Source organism: Hamadaea tsunoensis DSM 44101 (assembly GCF_000428945.1).
Taxonomy (GTDB): Bacteria; Actinomycetota; Actinomycetes; order Mycobacteriales; family Micromonosporaceae; genus Hamadaea; species Hamadaea tsunoensis.
The window spans coordinates 488,393-505,902 of the sequence record NZ_AUAX01000001.1 but is presented as its reverse complement, the minus strand read 5'-3'; the positions used below and the strand labels follow the sequence as shown (position 1 = coordinate 505,902).

Annotated in this window: 18 protein-coding genes; 14 read left to right on the top strand and 4 right to left on the bottom strand. The window is 71.9% G+C overall.

The genetic code is table 11. From position 1 onward, the window contains the following. Positions 1 to 15 precede the first annotated feature (15 nt). Entirely contained in the window at positions 16 to 201 is a 186-nt protein-coding gene (locus G401_RS55545) for a hypothetical protein (protein WP_157545217.1), read from the bottom strand. Positions 202 to 377: 176 nt separating this feature from the next. Between G401_RS55545 and G401_RS0102270 the strand changes: the two genes are divergently transcribed. From G401_RS0102270 to G401_RS0102205, 14 genes are all read left to right on the top strand, one after another. Continuing rightward, on the top strand, positions 378 to 1,157 hold the full coding sequence (locus tag G401_RS0102270; protein ID WP_027341228.1) for an electron transfer flavoprotein subunit beta/FixA family protein: 780 nt from the start codon (positions 378 to 380) through the stop codon (positions 1,155 to 1,157). Positions 1,158 to 1,165: 8 nt separating this feature from the next. After that, a complete protein-coding gene (locus G401_RS0102265; RefSeq protein ID WP_027341227.1) occupies positions 1,166 to 2,122 on the top strand; it encodes an electron transfer flavoprotein subunit alpha/FixB family protein in 957 nt (318 codons plus the stop codon). Between the two features lie 43 nt (positions 2,123 to 2,165). Continuing rightward, a complete protein-coding gene (locus tag G401_RS52240) occupies positions 2,166 to 2,540 on the top strand; it encodes a nucleotidyltransferase domain-containing protein (RefSeq protein ID WP_027341226.1) in 375 nt (124 codons plus the stop codon). A 10-nt stretch (positions 2,541 to 2,550) separates the two neighbouring features. Further along, complete coding sequence (locus G401_RS0102255; RefSeq protein WP_027341225.1) at positions 2,551 to 3,711, top strand: cysteine desulfurase family protein; 1,161 nt, start codon at positions 2,551 to 2,553, stop codon at positions 3,709 to 3,711. A gap of 34 nt (positions 3,712 to 3,745) precedes the next feature. Further along, positions 3,746 to 4,819, top strand: a complete 1,074-nt coding sequence (mnmA, locus tag G401_RS0102250; protein ID WP_027341224.1) for a tRNA 2-thiouridine(34) synthase MnmA — start codon at positions 3,746 to 3,748, stop codon at positions 4,817 to 4,819. 4 nt (positions 4,820 to 4,823) lie between these two features. After that, complete coding sequence (locus tag G401_RS0102245) at positions 4,824 to 5,789, top strand: methionine synthase (RefSeq protein ID WP_027341223.1); 966 nt, start codon at positions 4,824 to 4,826, stop codon at positions 5,787 to 5,789. A 1-nt stretch (position 5,790) separates the two neighbouring features. Continuing rightward, the gene (locus G401_RS0102240; RefSeq protein WP_027341222.1) at positions 5,791 to 6,120 is read left to right on the top strand and encodes a hypothetical protein; all 330 of its coding nucleotides are present in this window, start codon (positions 5,791 to 5,793) and stop codon (positions 6,118 to 6,120) included. Further along, positions 6,120 to 6,407: a hypothetical protein gene (locus tag G401_RS0102235; protein ID WP_027341221.1), complete on the top strand. Its 288-nt coding sequence runs from the start codon at positions 6,120 to 6,122 to the stop codon at positions 6,405 to 6,407. Before G401_RS0102240 ends, G401_RS0102235 begins: the two co-directional genes overlap by 1 nt. A gap of 9 nt (positions 6,408 to 6,416) precedes the next feature. Continuing rightward, complete coding sequence (gene ligA / locus G401_RS0102230) at positions 6,417 to 8,564, top strand: NAD-dependent DNA ligase LigA (RefSeq protein WP_034590413.1); 2,148 nt, start codon at positions 6,417 to 6,419, stop codon at positions 8,562 to 8,564. Positions 8,565 to 8,719: 155 nt separating this feature from the next. After that, a complete protein-coding gene (locus G401_RS42880) occupies positions 8,720 to 10,879 on the top strand; it encodes a putative bifunctional diguanylate cyclase/phosphodiesterase (RefSeq protein WP_064741655.1) in 2,160 nt (719 codons plus the stop codon). A 398-nt stretch (positions 10,880 to 11,277) separates the two neighbouring features. Next, positions 11,278 to 11,574, top strand: coding sequence for an Asp-tRNA(Asn)/Glu-tRNA(Gln) amidotransferase subunit GatC (gatC, locus tag G401_RS0102220; protein WP_027341219.1), 297 nt, complete (start codon positions 11,278 to 11,280; stop codon positions 11,572 to 11,574). A gap of 2 nt (positions 11,575 to 11,576) precedes the next feature. After that, positions 11,577 to 13,043 carry an Asp-tRNA(Asn)/Glu-tRNA(Gln) amidotransferase subunit GatA gene (gatA, locus tag G401_RS0102215; RefSeq protein ID WP_027341218.1) on the top strand — a complete coding sequence of 489 codons (1,467 nt, stop codon included), beginning with the start codon at positions 11,577 to 11,579 and terminating at the stop codon, positions 13,041 to 13,043. A 33-nt stretch (positions 13,044 to 13,076) separates the two neighbouring features. After that, on the top strand, positions 13,077 to 13,832 hold the full coding sequence (recO, locus tag G401_RS42875; RefSeq protein WP_034590555.1) for a DNA repair protein RecO: 756 nt from the start codon (positions 13,077 to 13,079) through the stop codon (positions 13,830 to 13,832). Between the two features lie 56 nt (positions 13,833 to 13,888). Then, positions 13,889 to 14,662: an isoprenyl transferase gene (locus tag G401_RS0102205; RefSeq protein WP_027341217.1), complete on the top strand. Its 774-nt coding sequence runs from the start codon at positions 13,889 to 13,891 to the stop codon at positions 14,660 to 14,662. A 114-nt stretch (positions 14,663 to 14,776) separates the two neighbouring features. Here the strand turns inward: G401_RS0102205 and G401_RS0102200 are convergent, their stop codons facing one another. Genes G401_RS0102200 through G401_RS0102190 form a run of 3 tightly spaced genes read right to left on the bottom strand, consistent with a single transcriptional unit; the run spans position 14,777 to position 17,477 of the window. Continuing rightward, positions 14,777 to 15,517, bottom strand: a complete 741-nt coding sequence (locus tag G401_RS0102200) for an energy-coupling factor transporter transmembrane component T family protein (RefSeq protein WP_027341216.1) — start codon at positions 15,515 to 15,517, stop codon at positions 14,777 to 14,779. Then, on the bottom strand, positions 15,514 to 16,893 hold the full coding sequence (locus G401_RS42870; RefSeq protein ID WP_051366016.1) for an ABC transporter ATP-binding protein: 1,380 nt from the start codon (positions 16,891 to 16,893) through the stop codon (positions 15,514 to 15,516). Before G401_RS42870 ends, G401_RS0102200 begins: the two co-directional genes overlap by 4 nt. Further along, positions 16,893 to 17,477 carry an ECF transporter S component gene (locus tag G401_RS0102190; protein WP_034590549.1) on the bottom strand — a complete coding sequence of 195 codons (585 nt, stop codon included), beginning with the start codon at positions 17,475 to 17,477 and terminating at the stop codon, positions 16,893 to 16,895. Before G401_RS0102190 ends, G401_RS42870 begins: the two co-directional genes overlap by 1 nt. Positions 17,478 to 17,510: the final 33 nt, after the last annotated feature.

The window sequence follows — 17,510 nt, the reverse complement described above, 5'->3', positions numbered from 1 at the left end:
ACCCTCCCCCGGAGATCAGCTCGACCAGAGTGCCCGTACGCGCTCGCGGACGCACTCCTCGCGTACGCGGCCGCAGGTGCACAGGTGTTCGTGGGGTTGTTGACGAGACCGGTGCACCTCGTCGGCCCGGGTCGTGGTTACCTGGGCTGTGCCCGTGGCCGTCGTGCTGTGGACAGGCGGAGTAGCGATTTGCGTGGACATGTACGACACCTCCAGCAATAGTGACTCTACCGCCCGGCGATCATTACGAGGTGAGTTGTGTCACGGACACCACCGCGACGTGGTGAAGCTACTAGTGGGTAACATCGGAGCGCGGAGCCACATGGCAGCATGAACGAACGTTCAGCTGTACATCACAGGAGGGTCGTCGAAGCACGATGAAGATCGTCGTACTCGTCAAGCAGGTGCCGGACTCCGGCGCGGACCGCACGCTGCGCACTGACGACAACACCGTCGACCGCGCGTCGGCGAACAACGTGATCAACGAGATGGATGAGTACGCCATCGAAGAGGCGCTGCGCATCCGGGAGGCGCACGGCGCCGAGGTCACTCTGCTGACCATGGGACCGGAGCGGGCGACCGAGTCGATCCGCAAGGCGCTGTCGATGGGGCCGGACAAGGCCGTGCACGTGACCGACGAGGCCCTCCACGGCTCGTGCGCGCTGGGCACCTCCGCGGTGCTCGCCGCCGCCCTGAAGCAGCTGGAGCCGGACGTCGTCCTCTGCGGCGCGGAGGCGACCGACGCACGTGGCCAGGTCCTGCCGCACATGATCGCCGAGCGGCTCGGCGTCGCGGCGCTGACCGGCGCGCGCAAGCTCACCGTGGACGGCTCGACGCTCACGATCGAGCGGCAGACCGAGGAGGGCTACGAGATCGTCACCGCTTCGACCCCCGCGGTCGTCAGCGTCTGGGACACGATCAACGAGCCGCGGTACCCGTCGTTCAAGGGGATCATGGAGGCCAAGAAGAAGCCGGTCTCCACCCTGGGCCTCGCCGACCTGGGCGTCGACGCGGGCACCGTCGGTGCCGCCGGTGCCAGCACCGCGGTCGTCGAGCACAGCAAGCGTCCCGCCCGCTCCGGCGGTGTCAAGGTCACCGATGAGGGCGACGGCGGCGCGAAGCTCGTCGAGTTCCTCGCTACCGAGAAGTTCGTGTGAGGTCGACGATGAGTGACGTTCTTGTTGTAGTCGAGTCCGCCGGCGGTACGCCCAAGAAGGTGACGCTGGAGATGCTGACCCTCGCCCGCGACCTCGGTACGCCGGTCGCGGTCGTCCTCGGCGCCCCTGGCACGGCCGAACCGCTGGTCGCGAAGCTCGGCGAGTACGGCGCCCAGAAGGTGCTCGTCGCGGAGCACGACGACCTCGCGGGCTACCTGGTCGCCCCGAAGGCCGCCGCGCTGGCCGAGATCGTGAAGTCGACCTCGCCGGCCGCCGTGCTCCTCGGCTCCACCCAGGAGGGCAAGGAGATCGCCGGGCGGCTGGCCGTCAAGCTGGACAACGGCGTACTGACGGATGTCGTGGGTCTGAGCGCGGACGGCACGGCCACGCAGGTCGTGTTCGCCGGCTCGACGATCGTGAAGTCCACGGTCACCCGGGGCATCCCGCTCGTGACCGTCCGCGGCAACTCGCTGACCCCGACCCCCGCACCGGCGCAGCCGGTCGTGGAGGCCGTCGCCGTCGAGGTGCCGGACAACGCCAAGCTCGCCACCGTGACGCAGCGCGTCGCCGAGGCGAAGGGCGCCCGCCCCGAACTGGCCGAGGCCTCGATCGTGGTCTCGGGCGGCCGCGGTGTCGGCAGCGCGGAGAACTTCGCGCTGGTGGAGGAGCTGGCCGACCTGCTCGGTGGCGCCGTCGGCGCGTCCCGCGCGGCCGTCGACTCCGGCTTCTACCCGCACGCGTTCCAGGTCGGACAGACCGGGAAGACCGTCTCGCCGCAGCTCTACGTGGCACTCGGCATCTCCGGCGCGATCCAGCACCGGGCCGGCATGCAGACCTCGAAGACGATCGTCGCGGTGAACAAGGACGCCGAGGCGCCGATCTTCGAGCTGACCGACTACGGCGTGGTGGGCGACCTGTTCAACGTCGTGCCGCAGGCTGCCGAGGAGATCCGCAAGCGCAAGTGAGACCGTCGGCGCCGTCACCCGCGGGAGGCGTACTCTCCTGCGGGTGACGGCACCCGACATCGAAGCGTGGCAGGCGTGGGAACCGCGCGGGATCGCCACCGTCCTGTCCGGAGTGGACGTGCCCTGGTACGTCGCCGGCGGCTGGGCGGTCGACCTGTGGCTCGGCCGGATCAGCCGGGCGCACGAGGACCTGGAGATCGCCGTCCCCCTGACCGACGTCGTCGCGTACGCGGACGGCATCCCGTTCCTCCGGCCGGAGCTGGCCCTGTTCTTCAAGGCCAAGCACGCCCGGCCCAAGGATCAGCAGGACTTCGACCTGGTCGCGCCCCTGCTGGCGGCGGCCGACCGGCACCGGCTGCGGTCCTGGCTGACCCTCGTGCATCCCGGCCACCGCTGGCTCGGCGCCCTGTCCGGATAGGCTGGACACGATGGCATACCTAGACCACGCGGCCACGACCCCGATGCTGCCGGAGGCAGTGGAGGCGTACGTGGCCGCCGCGCGCGAAGTCGGCAACGCATCGTCGCTGCACGGCCCCGGCCGGTGCGCCCGTCGCAAGGTCGAGGAGGCGCGCGAGCGCGTCGCCGCGGCCCTGGGCGCCCGACCGTCCGAGGTGATCTTCACCGGCGGCGGCACCGAATCGGACAACCTCGCGGTCAAGGGCATCTTCTGGGCGCGCCGCCCCGAGGGCCGCTGCCGCGTGGTCGCCAGCTCCATCGAGCACCACGCCGTCCTCGACGCCGTCCACTGGCTGGAGGCGCACGAGGACGCCAAGGTCACCTGGCTGCCCGTCGACGGCGCCGGCCGCGTCGACCCGGCCACCCTGGCGGAGGCCCTCGACGACGACGTGGCCCTGGTCACCGTGATGTGGGCGAACAACGAGGTCGGCACGCTGCAGCCGATCCCCGAGCTGGCCGGGATCGCCGGCGCCCGCGGCATCCCGATGCACACCGACGCCGTCCAGGCCATCGGCCAGGTCCCGGTCGCCTTCGCACTCTCCGGCGTCTCGGCCCTCACCGTCACCGGCCACAAGATCGGCGGGCCGGTCGGCGTGGGCGCGCTGCTGCTCGGGCGCGAGGTGGCCTGCGTACCACTGCTGCACGGGGGCGGCCAGGAGCGCGACGTCCGCTCCGGCACCCTCGACGTGCCGGGCATCGTGGCCTTCGCCACCGCCCTCGACCTGACCGTCCGCGCCCGCGAGCAGGCCGCCGCCCGGCTCGCCGCCCTTCGGGACGAGCTCATCTCCCGCGTACGCGAGATCGTGCCGGACGCCGTCCTCAACGGTGACCCGGCCGACCGGCTGCCCGGCAACGCGCATTTCGCCTTCCCCGGCTGCGAGGGCGACGCGCTGCTCATGCTGCTCGACGCGCAGGGGATCGCCTGCTCGACGGGTTCGGCGTGCTCGGCCGGGATCGCCCAGCCGTCCCACGTGCTGCTGGCGATGGGGTGCGATCCGGTGCTGGCCCGGTCGTCGCTGCGGTTCACGCTCGGCCACGATTCGACGTCCGCCGAGATCGACGCGCTGATCGCCGCCCTGCCCGGTGCGGTCGAGCGGGCCCGCCGGGCCGGCATGCTGCGCAACCGCGCCTGAGAAATCCCTCAGAGGCAGGCAGTAAGCTCGGTGGGTGCGTGTTCTTGCGGCGATGTCGGGTGGGGTCGATTCGGCGGTGGCGGCTGCCCGGGCGGCCGCGGCCGGCCATGACGTGACCGGGGTGCACCTGGCCCTGTCGCGCAACCCGCAGAGCTACCGGACCGGCGCCCGCGGCTGCTGTTCCCGCGAGGACTCCCATGACGCCCGGCGCGCCGCCGACGTCATCGGCATCCCGTTCTACGTCTGGGACATGGCCGAGGAGTTCCACGCCGACGTGGTCGACGACTTCCTCGCCGAGTATGCGGCCGGGCGTACGCCGAACCCGTGCCTGCGCTGCAACGAGAAGATCAAGTTCGCCGCCGTCCTCGACCGGGCGCTGGCGCTCGGCTTCGACGCCGTGGTCACCGGGCACTACGCCCGGCTCGGCGCCGACGGGCTGCTGCGGCGGGCCGTCGACCTGGGCAAGGACCAGTCCTACGTGCTCGGCGTACTGACGCCGGAGCAGGTGCGGCACTCCATGTTCCCGCTGGGCGACACCCTCAAGTCGGACGTGCGCGCCGAGGCCCAGGAGCGCGGCCTCATGGTCGCCGACAAGCCGGACTCGCACGACATCTGCTTCATCGCCGACGGGGACACCCGCGGCTTCCTGCGCCGGCACCTGGGCGAGTCGCCGGGCGACATCGTCGACGGCACCACCGGCGAGGTCCTGGGCCGCCACGACGGCGCGTACGCGTTCACGGTCGGCCAGCGCAAGGGCCTCCAGCTCGGCCGGCCCGCCCCGGACGGCAAGCCCCGCTACGTCCTGTCGATCACGCCGGTGTCCAACACGGTGACCGTCGGCCCGGCCGAGGCCCTCGACGTCCGCACGGTGGTCGGCGAGCGCCCCGTCCAGCTGGCCGCGATCGACGGCCCGATCGAGGCACAGGTTCAGATGCGGGCGCACGGCGAGGCCACGGACGCGGTGATCGAGCTGGCCGGCGGCCGGCTGACGGCGTCGCTGCGGCAGCCCGCCCGCGGCATAGCTCCGGGCCAGGCGATCGTCGTCTACCGGCCCGATCCCGGCGGCGACATCGTCCTCGGCAGCGCGACCATCGTGAATGCGGAGTGATCTTGTGATCGAGCTGCCCCTCGGGAGCGCCACCGGCATCGGTTCGCTGCCGGGCACCGACATCGCCGAGGCGGTGAAGCTCAGCCTGGGCGAGCTGCCGGTCGCGTACCTGCCGGAGCTGCCGGGGCGGGGGCCGGGTGCCGACATGATCGGACGCGGTGCCGGGTTCCTCGTCGAGCTGCCGGTCGAGATCTACACCGGACGGTGGCGGATCACGGCGCGCGGCGGCAAGGATCTCCGGCGCGCGTACGACCTGCTGGAACGTGATCTCGACGAGCTGGCCGAGCAGGCGGACGGGTACACCGGGCCGCTGAAGATCCAGGCCGCCGGGCCGTGGACGCTCGCCGCCGCCATCGAACTTCCGCAGGGGCAGGCGGTCCTGTCCGACCACGGCGCCGCCCGCGAGCTGGCCGCCTCGCTCGCCGAGGGCCTGCGCCAGCACGTCGCCGACGTCCGGCGCCGGGTGCCGGGTGCCCAGGTCATGCTGCAGATCGACGAACCCTCGCTGCCCGCGGTCCTCGCCGGTCACGTCAAGACGGACAGCGGCCTGTACACCTATCGCTCGGTGGCGGCCGCCACGGTCCGGGACCGGCTGACGGAGCTCGTGGGGCCGGCCGGCGTACCCGTGATCCTGCACTGCTGCGCGCCCGACGCGCCGATCGGGCTGCTGCGGGAGACCGGCGCCGCGGGCGTCGCGGTCGATCTTTCGCTGGTCAAGGACCTCGACCCGATCGGCGAGATGATCGAGGCGGGACTCACGCTGCTCGCCGGCGTCCCGGCTTCGCGCGACTCCCGCAAGATTGCCGATACAGTACGCACGATGTGGCGGACGCTCGGGTTCGGCGAGTCGCAGCTGGCCCGGCAGGTGGTGGTGACACCGGCGTGCGGGCTGGCCGGCGCCACGCCCGAGTTCGCCCGCGCGGCCCTCACGGCCTGCCGTGACGCGGGCCGTCGTCTCGCGGAGGTGTGACGTGGCAGCACCCGCGGTCGTGCTGTGGGTGCAGGTGCCGGGGGAGGATCCCGCCCTGCTGACCGACGCGCTGCCCGCCCCCGGCGCCAGTGCGCGGCTCCTCGACGGCCCGTCCCGCGTGTTGTGGCGGCTCGCCGGCGGTTCGCTCGGCGACTTCCTGGACGCGTGCGCCGGGCTGAAGGATCCGCTGGAGAAGCTGATCGAGACGGAGGGCGCGAAGATCTCGCTCGACGTCGCCGTGGACAGCGCGCTCGGCGTCGACGCGGCGACCCTCGGCCGCCTGGCCGACCTGGGCCTGCCGGTCTCCTTCGTGGCCCGGGTGGCGGCCTGATGGCGAGCTCGGGCTGGACCGCGATCCAGGTGTCGGCGCAGGGCCGGAACGGCCTGCCGGTGCCCGACGGGCAGGATCTCGGCCCGGCGCTGGTGGTGGCGCTGGCCGGGTGCGCGACGGCCGGCCCGGACCGGCGGTTCGTGCAGATCACGGGTGAGGTGAGCCCGGGGTCGCGGCTGACCCTCACGCCGGCGATGCTGACGCTGCTCGCGGCCAACCGCGTGAGCCTGCGGCTCGTCGGCCGGCCGGGCCCGGCGCAGGGCTCGGATGTCGTACACACCCAGTAGATTCTTGGTGTGAGCGAGAGCGTCCTTCCCGAAGCCGTCCCCGTCGCCGTCCCCGCGGATACGGCTCCTGTCAACGATCCCGCTTTCGAGCAGGCCCGGATCCGGGTCGCGCAGCTGGCCGAGGAGATCGACGAGCATCAGCGGCGCTACTACGAGCTGGACGCGCCCACGGTCTCCGACGCGGAGTACGACGCACTGCTGCGCGAGCTCGCCGCGATCGAGGAGAAGTTCCCGGAACTACGCTCGAACGACTCGCCGACGCAGCGGGTGGGCGGCACCGCCTCGACGCTGTTCGCTCCGGTGCAGCACGAGGTCCGGATGCTCAGCCTGGACAACGCCTTCTCCGAAGAGGAGCTGGTGGCGTGGGCCGAGCGGGCCGAGCGCGACGCCGGCGGCGGACCCCTCTCCTACCTGTGCGAGCTGAAGATCGACGGGCTCGCGATCAACCTGACCTACCGCAACGGGCGGCTCGTGCGGGCCGCGACCCGCGGCGACGGGCGTACCGGTGAGGACGTCACGCCCAACGTGCTGACCATGGCGGGCGTGCCGAAGCAGCTCACCGGGGAGGACCTGCCCGCGCTCGTGGAGGTCCGCGGCGAGATCTTCTTCCCGACCGAGGGCTTCGCCGACCTCAACGCCCAGCTCGTCGCGGCCGGTGAGCGCCCGTTCGCCAATCCCCGCAACGCGGCCTCGGGATCGTTGCGGCAGAAGGATCCCGGCGTCACGGGCAGCCGGCCGCTGCGGCTCATCGTGCACGGCATCGGCGCCCGCGACGGATTCGCACCCGTCCGGCAGTCGGAGGCATACGAGCTGCTGCACGCGTGGGGGCTGCCGACCTCGGACCGCTGGAAGGTCGTCGACTCCCTCGACGGCGTCCGCGAGTTCATCGCGTACTACGCCGAGCACCGGCACGACGTCGAGCACGACATCGACGGCGTGGTGATCAAAGTGGACGACGTCTCGATCCAGGGCCGCCTCGGTTCCACGAGCCGGGCACCGCGCTGGGCGATCGCGTACAAGTATCCGCCCGAGGAGGCCAACACGAAGCTGCTCGACGTGCTCGTCAACGTCGGGCGCACCGGCCGCGTCACGCCGTACGCGGTGCTCGCCCCAGTCCAGGTCGCGGGCGTCACGATCACCAGCGCGACCCTGCACAACCAGGAGGAGGTCAAGCGCAAGGGCGTCCGGATCGGCGACACCGTCACGATCCGGCGGGCCGGCGACGTGATCCCCGAGGTGCTCGGTCCGGTCGTGGACCTGCGTGACGGCACCGAGCGCGACTTCGTGATGCCCGTGAGCTGCCCGGAGTGCGGCGCGCCGCTGCACGCGGCCAAGGAGGGCGACGTCGACCTGCGCTGCCCCAACTCCCGCTCCTGCCCGGCCCAGCTGCGTGAACGGATCTTCCACCTGGCCGGCCGCGGCGCCTTCGACATCGAGGTGCTCGGCTACAAGGCCGGCGCGGCGCTGCTCGCGGACAAGATCATCGTGGACGAGGGCGACATCTTCGCGCTGACCGCCGACGACCTGGCGCGCTCGCCGTTCTTCCTCAAGAAGGACGGCACGCTGTCGACCAACGCCGGCAAGCTGCTGCTGAACCTGGAAGAGGCCAAGCAGCGTCCACTGTGGCGGGTTCTGGTGGCGCTGTCCATCCGCTACGTCGGGCCGACCGCGGCCCAGGCGCTGGCGGCGCACTTCGGCTCGGTCGAGCGGATCGGGACCGCGAGCGTCGAGCAGATGTCCTCGGTGGAGGACGTCGGCGGCATCATCGCCGAATCCGTCCGCGACTGGTTCACCGTCGACTGGCACCGCGAGGTCGTCGAGAAGTGGACGGCCGCCGGCGTACGGATGGCGGAGGAGATCGCGCCGGACACCGGTCCCAAGCCGCTCGACGGGCTGACCGTGGTGGTCACCGGCACCCTGACCGACTTCACCCGCGACGAGGTCGGCGAGCGCCTCGCCGAGCAGGGTGCCAAGGTCACCGGATCGGTGTCGAAGAAGACCAGTTTCGTCGTGGTGGGCGCCGAACCCGGTTCGAAGGCGGACAAAGCCCTCACGCTGGGCGTACCGACGCTCGATGACGCCGGTCTCGCGATCCTGCTGACCGAGGGACCTGACGCGGCTCGGGCGTACGCGGCATCGACGGCGGAGGCGCCCTGACCGACCGGTCCGGCTGTAGTGTTTGCGTGGTTTCAGTTCCGTCCGGGCGTGTCGTCCCTTGGCCGGAAGCGTTACGCCGGTCATAAGGTTGCTGGTCATAGGGTGTTGGTACGCCGGTCGGCGACGACGGCGACGGGGGCGCTGGAGGTGGGGGCATGGCGGCCGACACGTCACGCACCGTCAGGATCCCGGCCGAGACCCAATCGATCATGGTCCCGGCCGAGACGTTGCGGAATTCGGCGCCCGCCGAGGGCGCGGGACGGTTCGCGAGTTACGTCGCGGTGGTCATCGCGGTCGCGGCGACGCTGATCTTCCTGCATCCCGCCGGGCCGCTGGCCGGATCGGCGAACATCGGCGTCGAGGTCTGGCTCATGGCCGCCCTGGCCCTGCTGGCCGACGCCTGGCCCTGGATGCCGCCGGGGCGCCGGTTGAGCTCGGCGGTCTTCCCGTCGATCTGCTTCACCTTCGCCATCCTCATCGACTCCGGCCTGCCCGCGGCGCTCGTCGTCCAGACCGCGGCCGTGATCGTCTCGTCGATCCGGATGAAACACAGGCCGTGGCGGGCGCTGTTCAACATCGCCCAGTACACGCTGGCCCTCACCGCCGCCCAGCTCGTGATCCACGCCGGTTCGATGATCCTGCCGGTCGACGCGCCGACCGGGGCGTACGTGGTGGTGTTCGTGGCCGCCGCCCTCACCTGGTTCGCCCTCAAGTACACGACGACCTCGATCGCCGTGTGGCTGCGGTTCGGCGGGCCGTTCTGGTCGACGATCCGCGTACCGTTCGTCTCCGAGGCGCTGACCACGGGATCGCTGCTGCTGCTCGGCACCGTGCTCGCCGAGGCGGCCACGGCCAGCCCGCTCTACGTCCCGCTCGCGGTCGTCCCGCTGCTGGCGGTGCAGCGGCTGTCGGTGCTGTCGATGCAGCAGAGCCGGCTCGCCCGGCTCGACCCGCTGACCGGACTGGCCAACCGCAAGGTGCTGATCAGCGAGGTCGGCTCGATCGCGGCCGACTACGCCCGCTCGGGCGGCCGCGGCAGCTTCGCCCTGCTGCTGCTCGACCTCGACCGGTTCAAGCACGTCAACGACGCCCTCGGGCACGCGGTCGGCGACCGGCTCCTGGTGGCCGTGGCCGACCGGCTGGCGAAAGGCGTACGCGAAGGCGACCTGGTGGCCCGGCTCGGCGGCGACGAGTTCGCGATCATCGCCGGCCGGCTGACCGGCCCGCAGGACGCCGTCCACCTGGCCGCCCGGGTGACCGCCGCGCTCCAGCGCCCGATCAGCCTCGACGGGCTGCCGCTGGACATCTCGGCGTCGGTGGGCATCGCCCTCTACCCCGAGCACGGCACGGACTTCGCGACCCTGATGCGCCACGCCGACGTGGCCATGTACGACGCGAAGCACCGCGGCGACGGCGTCGCGATCTACGCGGCCGAGTCCGACCACAACTCGCCCCGCCGCCTCAGCCTCGTCGCCGACCTCCGCCAGGCGCTGGAGAGCCCGGACGGCGGCGGCCTGACGATCTACTACCAGCCGCAGGTCGAGATCGCGACGGGCGAGGTCGTCGGCGTGGAGGCCCTGCTGCGCTGGAGCCACCCGCACTACGGGCCGATCGACCCGGAGGAACTGATCAAGGCGGCCGAGCCGAGTTCGGTGATGCGCCAGCTCACCCGCTGGGTGCTCGAGCACGTCATCGAGCAGCTGGCGATCTGGCGGCCGATGGCCCTGCGGCTGCGCTGCGCGGTCAACGTCTCCGTACGCGACCTGCACACCGACGACATCGTCGAACACGTCACGGCCCTCCTGCGTACGCACGGCGTGACGGCCGACCAGCTGCAACTGGAGATCACCGAAGAGGGCCTGATGGCCGACCCGAACCGGGTGCTCGTCACCCTCGGCCTGCTCGACCGGCTCGGCGTGGCGATCGCCCTCGACGACTTCGGCACGGGCTACTCCTCGATGCAGCACCTGCGCCGGATGCCGCTGGCCGAAGTCAAGATCGACCGGACCTTCGTCTTCGGGATGCGTACCGACCCCGACGACGCGGCGATCGTACGCTCGATCATCGACCTGGCCGGCGCGCTCGGGCTGCGGGTCGTCGCCGAGGGAGTCGAGGACGAACCCACCTGGCGGCTGCTGCACGAATGCGGATGCGAGGTCGCCCAGGGCTGGTTCTACGCCCGGCCGATGCCGGCGGACGAACTGATCGGCTGGCTGGGGCGTACCACGGTGCCGGGGGCGCGACGGCTGGCCGGGCTGCCGGTGGGCCGGAGCGCCGCGGACCTCACCGCCTCCTGGACCAGCGAAGACGCCTGACCCTCGCCCTTCCCCGACGATCTTGCACGAATGTCTCGAAATCCGTCCTGAATGCCCGATATGCCCGAACATTCGCGCGAGATCGTCGAGAGAAGGGGGCGTGGAGCGCTGGGGTGACACTCGCGTCAGCGAGCGCGTGCGGAAACCGCGACCCAACCGCGGTGAATGATGCGTCGCCCCACTCACCTGGCAGTGGAGGCCCCGGAGCGAAGCGGAGGAGCCGGAACGGTCTCCCGCGCGAGGAGCGGAGGTGAGATCGACGAACCCGGGACAAAAAAGATCTTGATCTTGACCGAAGAAACCCCTACGCCCCGACGAACGACGAGGACAGGCGGGCAAATAGACTCTCGGGGGCACTCGCTGCCGCATATTTCGTCGGACTTCGTAGGGGGCGCGTCATGACTGCCATCTCCCGCGAGGAGGTCGCGCACCTCGCGCGCCTGTCGCGGCTCGCCGTCACCGAGCAGGAGCTGGACATGTTCGCCGGCCAGCTCGACGTGATCCTGCAGTCGATCGCCCGGATCGGCGAGGTCGCCGCCGCCGACATCCCGCCCACCTCGCACTCGGTGCCGCTGGTCAACGTGCTGCGCGAGGATGTTCCCGCGCCGTGCCTGCCGCGGGAGAAGGCGCTGGCCGGTGCGCCGGACGTCGCCGAGGAGCGGTTCCGCGTACCGCGCATCCTGGACGAGGAGTGAGCATGATCAAGAAGACCGCCGCCGAGCTCGGCGCGTTGATCGCGAGCCGGGAAGTGTCGTCGGAAGAGGTCACGCGGGCCCACCTCGACCGGATCGCCGAGGTCGACGGGAAGGTACGCGCCTTCCTGCACGTCGACGAGGCGGGGGCGCTGGCCGCCGCCCGGGCGGTCGACGAGCGGATCAAGAACGGCGAGAACCTCGGGCCGCTGGCCGGTGTGCCGATCGCCGTCAAGGACGTGCTCGCCACCGAGGGGGTGCCGACGACCGCCGGCTCCAAGATCCTCGAAGGCTGGAAGCCGCCCTACGACGCCACGCTCGTGCAACGGCTGCGGGCGGCCGGCACGGTGATGCTCGGCAAGACGAACATGGACGAGTTCGCCATGGGATCGTCCACCGAGTACTCCGCGTACGGGCCGACGTACAACCCGTGGGACCTGTCGCGCATCCCCGGCGGTTCGGGTGGCGGGTCGGCCGCCGCGCTGGCCGCGTACGAGGCGCCGCTGTCGATCGGCACGGACACCGGCGGGTCCATCCGCCAGCCCGGCGCCGTCACCGGCACCGTCGGCGCCAAGCCCACCTACGGCGGCACCAGCCGTTACGGGCTCATCGCGTTCTCGTCCTCTTTGGACACGCCCGGGCCGTGCGCGCGTACGGTCGAGGACACCGCCCTGCTGCACGCGGTGATCGCGGGTCACGACCCGCGCGACTCCACGTCCATCGACGCGCCGGTGCCGGACGTCGTGGCCGCCGCGCGGCTCGGGGCGACCGGCGACCTCACGGGCGTGAAGGTCGGCCTGGTCCGCGAGTTCTCGGGGGAGGGCGCCGAGCCCGGCGTCATGGCCTCCTTCCGCGAGACGGTCGACGCCCTGGCCAAGCTCGGCGCCGAGGTGGTCGAGGTCTCCTGCCCCCACTTCCTGTACGCGCTGCCGGCCTACTACCTGATCGCGCCCAGCGAGTGCAGCTCGAACCTCGCCCGGTTCGACGGTGTCCGCTTCGGTCTGCGGGCCGGGGACGACGGCAACCACTCGCTCGAAGAGGTCATGTCGCTGACCCGGGAGCAGGGTTTCGGCCCCGAGGTGAAGCGCCGCATCATCATCGGCACGTACGCGCTCTCGTCCGGCTACTACGACGCCTACTACGGCCAGGCCCAGAAGGTGCGTACGCTGATCACCCGCGACTTCACGGCCGCGTTCGAGCAGGTGGACGTGCTGGTGTCGCCGACGACCCCGTTCGTGGCGTTCGAGCTGGGCTCGCGGACGTCGGATCCGTACCAGATGTACCTGGCGGACCTGTTCACCATCCCGACCAACCTCTACGGCGGTCCGGCGATCTCGGTGCCGTCCGGGCTGTCCGAGGGGCTGCCGGTCGGTTTCCAGATCATGGCCGGGACGCTGCGCGACGACAAGATGTACCGGGTCGCGGCGGCGGTCGAGTCCGTCGTGGGAACCCTCACTCCGCCCGCGCTGTAAAACAAGTCGTACGGGGGCGGCACAATGGCGTACGTGCCTGGGATGCGCCGCCCCCTTCAGCGTGACGACGCCGTGGTGCTGCGCGTACAGAAGCTCGGTGAATCCGACCGGATCATCACCCTGCTGACGCGCAGGCACGGCCGCATCCGCGCGGTCGCCCGCGGCGTGCGCAAGATGACCTCCCGTTACGGCGCCCGGCTGGAGCCGTTCGGCCACGTCGACGTCCAGTGGGCGCTGGGATCGGGGCTGCACACCATCTCGCAGGTCGAGGGGCTGGCCCTGCTGGGCAAGCATTTCGTCGAGGACTATCCGCGCTACACGGCCGCCTGCGCGATCATGGAGACCGCCGAGCGGCTCACCTCGGAGGAGGACCAGCCGGCCCTGCGGCTGTTCCTGCTGACCCTCGGCGCCCTGCGGGCACTGGCGGACGGCGAGCACGCCGGGACGCTGGTGCTGGACGCGTACCTGCTGCGGGCGATGGCCCACGAGGGCTGGGCGCCCGCCCTCGCCGAGTGCGCCGTCTGCGCCACTCCCGGCCGGCACCGCGCCTTCTCCGTCGCCGCCGGCGGCTGCGTGTGCCCCAACTGCCGCCCGCCCGGCGCGGCCCACCCCCACCCGCTCACGATCGACCTGATGATCGCCCTGCTCGGCGGCGACTGGAAGACCGCCGACGCGGCCGAGCCCGCGCAGCGCCGCGAGTGCAGCGGCCTGGTCGCGGCTCACCTGCAGTGGCACATGGAACGCGCGCTACGCTCGCTACCGCTGGTCGATCGAGGAGAGCGCACGTGATCAAGAAACTCAGCCTGCGGCGGTCCGCCTCGCGGAGCACGGCCCCCCGGGAGCCGATCTTCCCGACCCCGCACCCGTCCGGTGCGACACCGCCCGCGTTGCCGGTCGAGATGCTGCCCCGGCACGTGGCGGTCGTCATGGACGGCAACGGCCGCTGGGCCAAGGAGCGCGGGCTGCCCCGGACGAAAGGCCACGAGCAGGGCGAATACTCGCTCTTCGACACGATCGAGGGCGCGCTGGAGATCGGCGTCCCCTACCTCTCGGCGTACGCGTTCTCGACCGAGAACTGGAAGCGCTCACCCGACGAGGTCCGCTTCCTCATGGGCTTCAACCGCGACGTCATCCGGCGCCGCCGTGACCAGCTCGTCGACCTCGGCGTACGCGTGGTCTGGTCGGGCCGGCGCGGTCGCCTCTGGAAGAGCGTCATCGACGAGCTGGAGACCGCGGAGGAGATGAGCCGCGGCAACACCAAGCTGACCCTCCAGTTCTGCGTCAACTACGGCGGCCAGGCGGAGATCGCCGACGCGGCGGCGGCCATCGCCCGCGAGGTGGCGGCCGGGCGGCTCAGCCCGGACCGGATCACCGAGAAGACGGTCGCCAAGCACCTCTACCACCCGGAGGTGCCGGAGGTCGACCTGTTCCTGCGCCCGTCGGGGGAGCAGCGGACCTCGAACTTCCTGCTGTGGCAGAGCGCGTACGCCGAGCTGATCTATATGGACGTGCTGTGGCCGGACTTCGACCGCCGCCACCTCTGGCAGGCCTGCGAGCTGTACGCGCAGCGCGACCGGCGCTTCGGCGGAGCCCTCCCGAACCCGGTCGCCACCGCATAGAGTTCAAGATCCACTTCAAGATCTTTTGTCCCGGGTTCGTCGATCTCGCCTCCGCTCCTCGCGCGGGCTCACCGGTCGCCGGTGATGCCGTCTTCAGTGCCGCGGGCGGGGTGGTCACAGGGCGAGTAGAGGCACGGTGGCCAGGAAGACCGTGCCCAGCAGCAGGGCCACATCCGGCGGCCCGAACCGGGACGGGCGGGCGATCGTCCTCGGCAGCCCCGCGTCGAAGCCGCGGGCGTCCATGGCCTGGGCGAGGCGCGTACCTCGGCGGATGGCGCCGACCAGCAGGCCGAAGGCGGTTCCGGCGAACAGTTTCGCCCAGCGCAGGGGGTTGCCGCCGGAGTCGATGCCCCGGGCCCGGCGGGCCATCGTGAGCTGTTGGTATTCCTCCGTCAACAGCCCCACGAGCCGGTACGCGGCCAGCGCACCGTACGCGAACCGGGCGGGCGCGCGTACGTGCTGGACGAGGGAGTCGGCGAGGTCGGTCGGGTCCGTGGTGGCCGTGAACAGCACCGCGGGCAGGCTGAGGGCCACGAGCCGCAGCGCGTACGCCCCGGCGGTGGCGAGCACCGACGAGGTCACCAGGAACGGTCCGAAGTGGACGTAGACGGTGCCGCCGCGGTCGGCCGAGAAGAGGGCCAGCGACAGGATGATCCCGACGGCCGCCGCGAAGGCCGGCCACGCCCGGCGCAGCAGCCGGAGCGGGGAGAGGCCGAAGAGCGGGGCGGTGACCAGCGGGATCGCGGCGAGTACGGCCAACGCGACGGGGTCGAGGGTCAGCACGGCGGCGACCGACAGGGTCAGGGCGGCGCCCAGTTTGGCCACGGGCGCCCGGCGGGCGAGCAGCGTCGTCATCCCTGCCGTCCTTCCCGCGAGAAAGCGACCGGCGCAATCTCCTGGGGCGGAGCCGACAGCGCCACCTCCCGCGCGTCCAGCGCCGTGACCAGGTCCGGATCGTGGGTCACCGCCACGATGCCGTGGCCCTCGTCGCGCAGCGCCGCGAGCAGGTCCACCATCTCCGTCCACGTGCGACGGTCCTGGCCGAACGTCGGCTCGTCCAGGATCAGCAGGCGGGGCGCGGCCGCGAGCGCGGTCGCCACGCTCAGCCGGCGCGCCTGCCCGCCCGACAGCGTGAACGGGTTGGCCCGGGCCAGCTCCGCGAGGTGCAGGCGGTCCAGCAGTTCGTCGACGTGTACCGGGCTGGTGCCGCCGAGGGCCAGCTCGTCGCGTACGGTCCGGGTCACGAACTGGTGCTCCGGATTCTGGAACACCGATCCGATGCGCGCGGCCAGGCGTCGCGCCCGCCAGCGGTGCGGCTCACCGTCCGCTGTGGACACGCGACCCGCCGCCGGTCGCAGCAGACCGCCCAGGGCCAGGGCGAGCGTCGACTTGCCCACTCCGTTCGGCCCCGTCACGGCCACGATCTCCCGCTCCTGCACGACCATGTCCGAGTACGCGTTCCGGCGTACTCGAAGATCGAAAGTAGAGATGAGGGGCTCACCGGGTGAGTGGAGCGCGGGCCTCGCGGGGAGTGGATGGCCGGGGACCCATACGCCGGCGGCCGCGAGTTCGGCGCCGAGCGGGCCGGACAGCAGGCCGGGCGGCCCGTCCGCGCGGACGCCGCCGCCCGGGTCGAGGACGACGACCCGGGTGATCAGCGGGAGGATCTCGGCGATGCGGTGTTCGACGATGACGGTGGCGACGTCCGGGCCGACGGCGGCGAGGGCGGCGCGCACGAGCGCGGCCCCGGCGGGGTCGAGGTTGGCCGTGGGCTCGTCGAGCAGGAGCAGGTCGGGCCTGGGCGCGAGGGCGGCCGCGACGACGAGGCGCTGTTGCTCGCCGCCGGACAGCCGGCCGGTGGGCCGGTCGCGGTCGTAAGGGAAGCCGACCTGGGCGAGCACCTCGTCGACGCGCGGCCAGAGGCCGGCGGCCGGCCAGGCGAGGTTCTCCAGGCCGAAGGCCACCTCGTCGCCCGCGCGGGTCATGACGAGCTGGGCCTGGGGATCCTGGAAGACGATGCCGGGCCGGCCCTCGACCTTGAGGGTGCCCTCGGCCTCGCCGGACGCCGTGTCGAGCAGTCCGGCGAGGGCCGAGAGCAAGGTGGATTTGCCCGCCCCGGACGGGCCGAGCAGCAGGACGCGCTCCCCGCGTTCGATCCGCAGGTCGACGCCGCGGACCGCCCAGGCCCGGCGCCCCCCGTGCCGCCACCCGTACGCGTCCAGGGTGATCATCAGACGAGCTCGCGGGTCCGGCCCGAGGGGAACGGTGCGAGGACGCCGGTCTGGCCGAGGGCCCGGGTCAGGCCGGCGGAACCGGCGCCCGCGATGAGCGCCCCGCTGGCCATCTGGATCAGCGTGTACGCGACCTGCCAGCCGGCCGACCATTCGCCGTACGACGTGGTGGTGAGGTCCAGAGTGGACGCCGCCGCGCCGATGAGGGCGCCGGAGAGGACGGCCTGGGTCAGGCCCCAGCGCCGGTACCGGCCGAGCGCGAAGCCGAGTTCGCCGGCCGCGCCCTGGGCGAGGCCGTACCAGAGGACGGACAGGCCCCAGCCGGAGCCGATGAGGGCCGAGACCGTGGCCGCGACCAGTTCGGCGAAGAGGCCGGCGCCCGGCTTGCGGACGATCAGCGGCGCGAGGACGGCGGGTACGAACCAGACGCCGGTCACGACCGCGCCCGCCGGCGGGAACGCCGCGAAGGCGGCCGAGAACGGCCCGAACCACAACAGGTTCCAGGCCCAGAAGATGACGCCGAAGGCGACGGCGATGATGGCGGTGACGACGATGTCGACCGTCCGCCAGCGGTTGCCCTGCATGATGGTGACTCCCAGTTCTGGCCGCCGGAGCGG

Bases quoted from the DNA above. Each gene is read 5' to 3' on its own strand.
- G401_RS55545 (WP_157545217.1), bottom strand. From the start codon at position 201: ATGTCCACGCAAATCGCTACTCCGCCTGTCCACAGCACGACGGCCACG.
- G401_RS0102270 (WP_027341228.1), top strand. From the start codon at position 378: ATGAAGATCGTCGTACTCGTCAAGCAGGTGCCGGACTCCGGCGCGGAC.
- G401_RS0102265 (WP_027341227.1), top strand. From the start codon at position 1,166: ATGAGTGACGTTCTTGTTGTAGTCGAGTCCGCCGGCGGTACGCCCAAG.
- G401_RS0102255 (WP_027341225.1), top strand. From the start codon at position 2,551: ATGGCATACCTAGACCACGCGGCCACGACCCCGATGCTGCCGGAGGCA.
- G401_RS0102235 (WP_027341221.1), top strand. From the start codon at position 6,120: ATGGCGAGCTCGGGCTGGACCGCGATCCAGGTGTCGGCGCAGGGCCGG.
- G401_RS42880 (WP_064741655.1), top strand. From the start codon at position 8,720: ATGGCGGCCGACACGTCACGCACCGTCAGGATCCCGGCCGAGACCCAA.
- gatC (WP_027341219.1), top strand. From the start codon at position 11,278: ATGACTGCCATCTCCCGCGAGGAGGTCGCGCACCTCGCGCGCCTGTCG.
- gatA (WP_027341218.1), top strand. From the start codon at position 11,577: ATGATCAAGAAGACCGCCGCCGAGCTCGGCGCGTTGATCGCGAGCCGG.
- G401_RS0102200 (WP_027341216.1), bottom strand. From the start codon at position 15,517: ATGACGACGCTGCTCGCCCGCCGGGCGCCCGTGGCCAAACTGGGCGCC.
- G401_RS42870 (WP_051366016.1), bottom strand. From the start codon at position 16,893: ATGATCACCCTGGACGCGTACGGGTGGCGGCACGGGGGGCGCCGGGCC.
- G401_RS0102190 (WP_034590549.1), bottom strand. From the start codon at position 17,477: ATGCAGGGCAACCGCTGGCGGACGGTCGACATCGTCGTCACCGCCATC.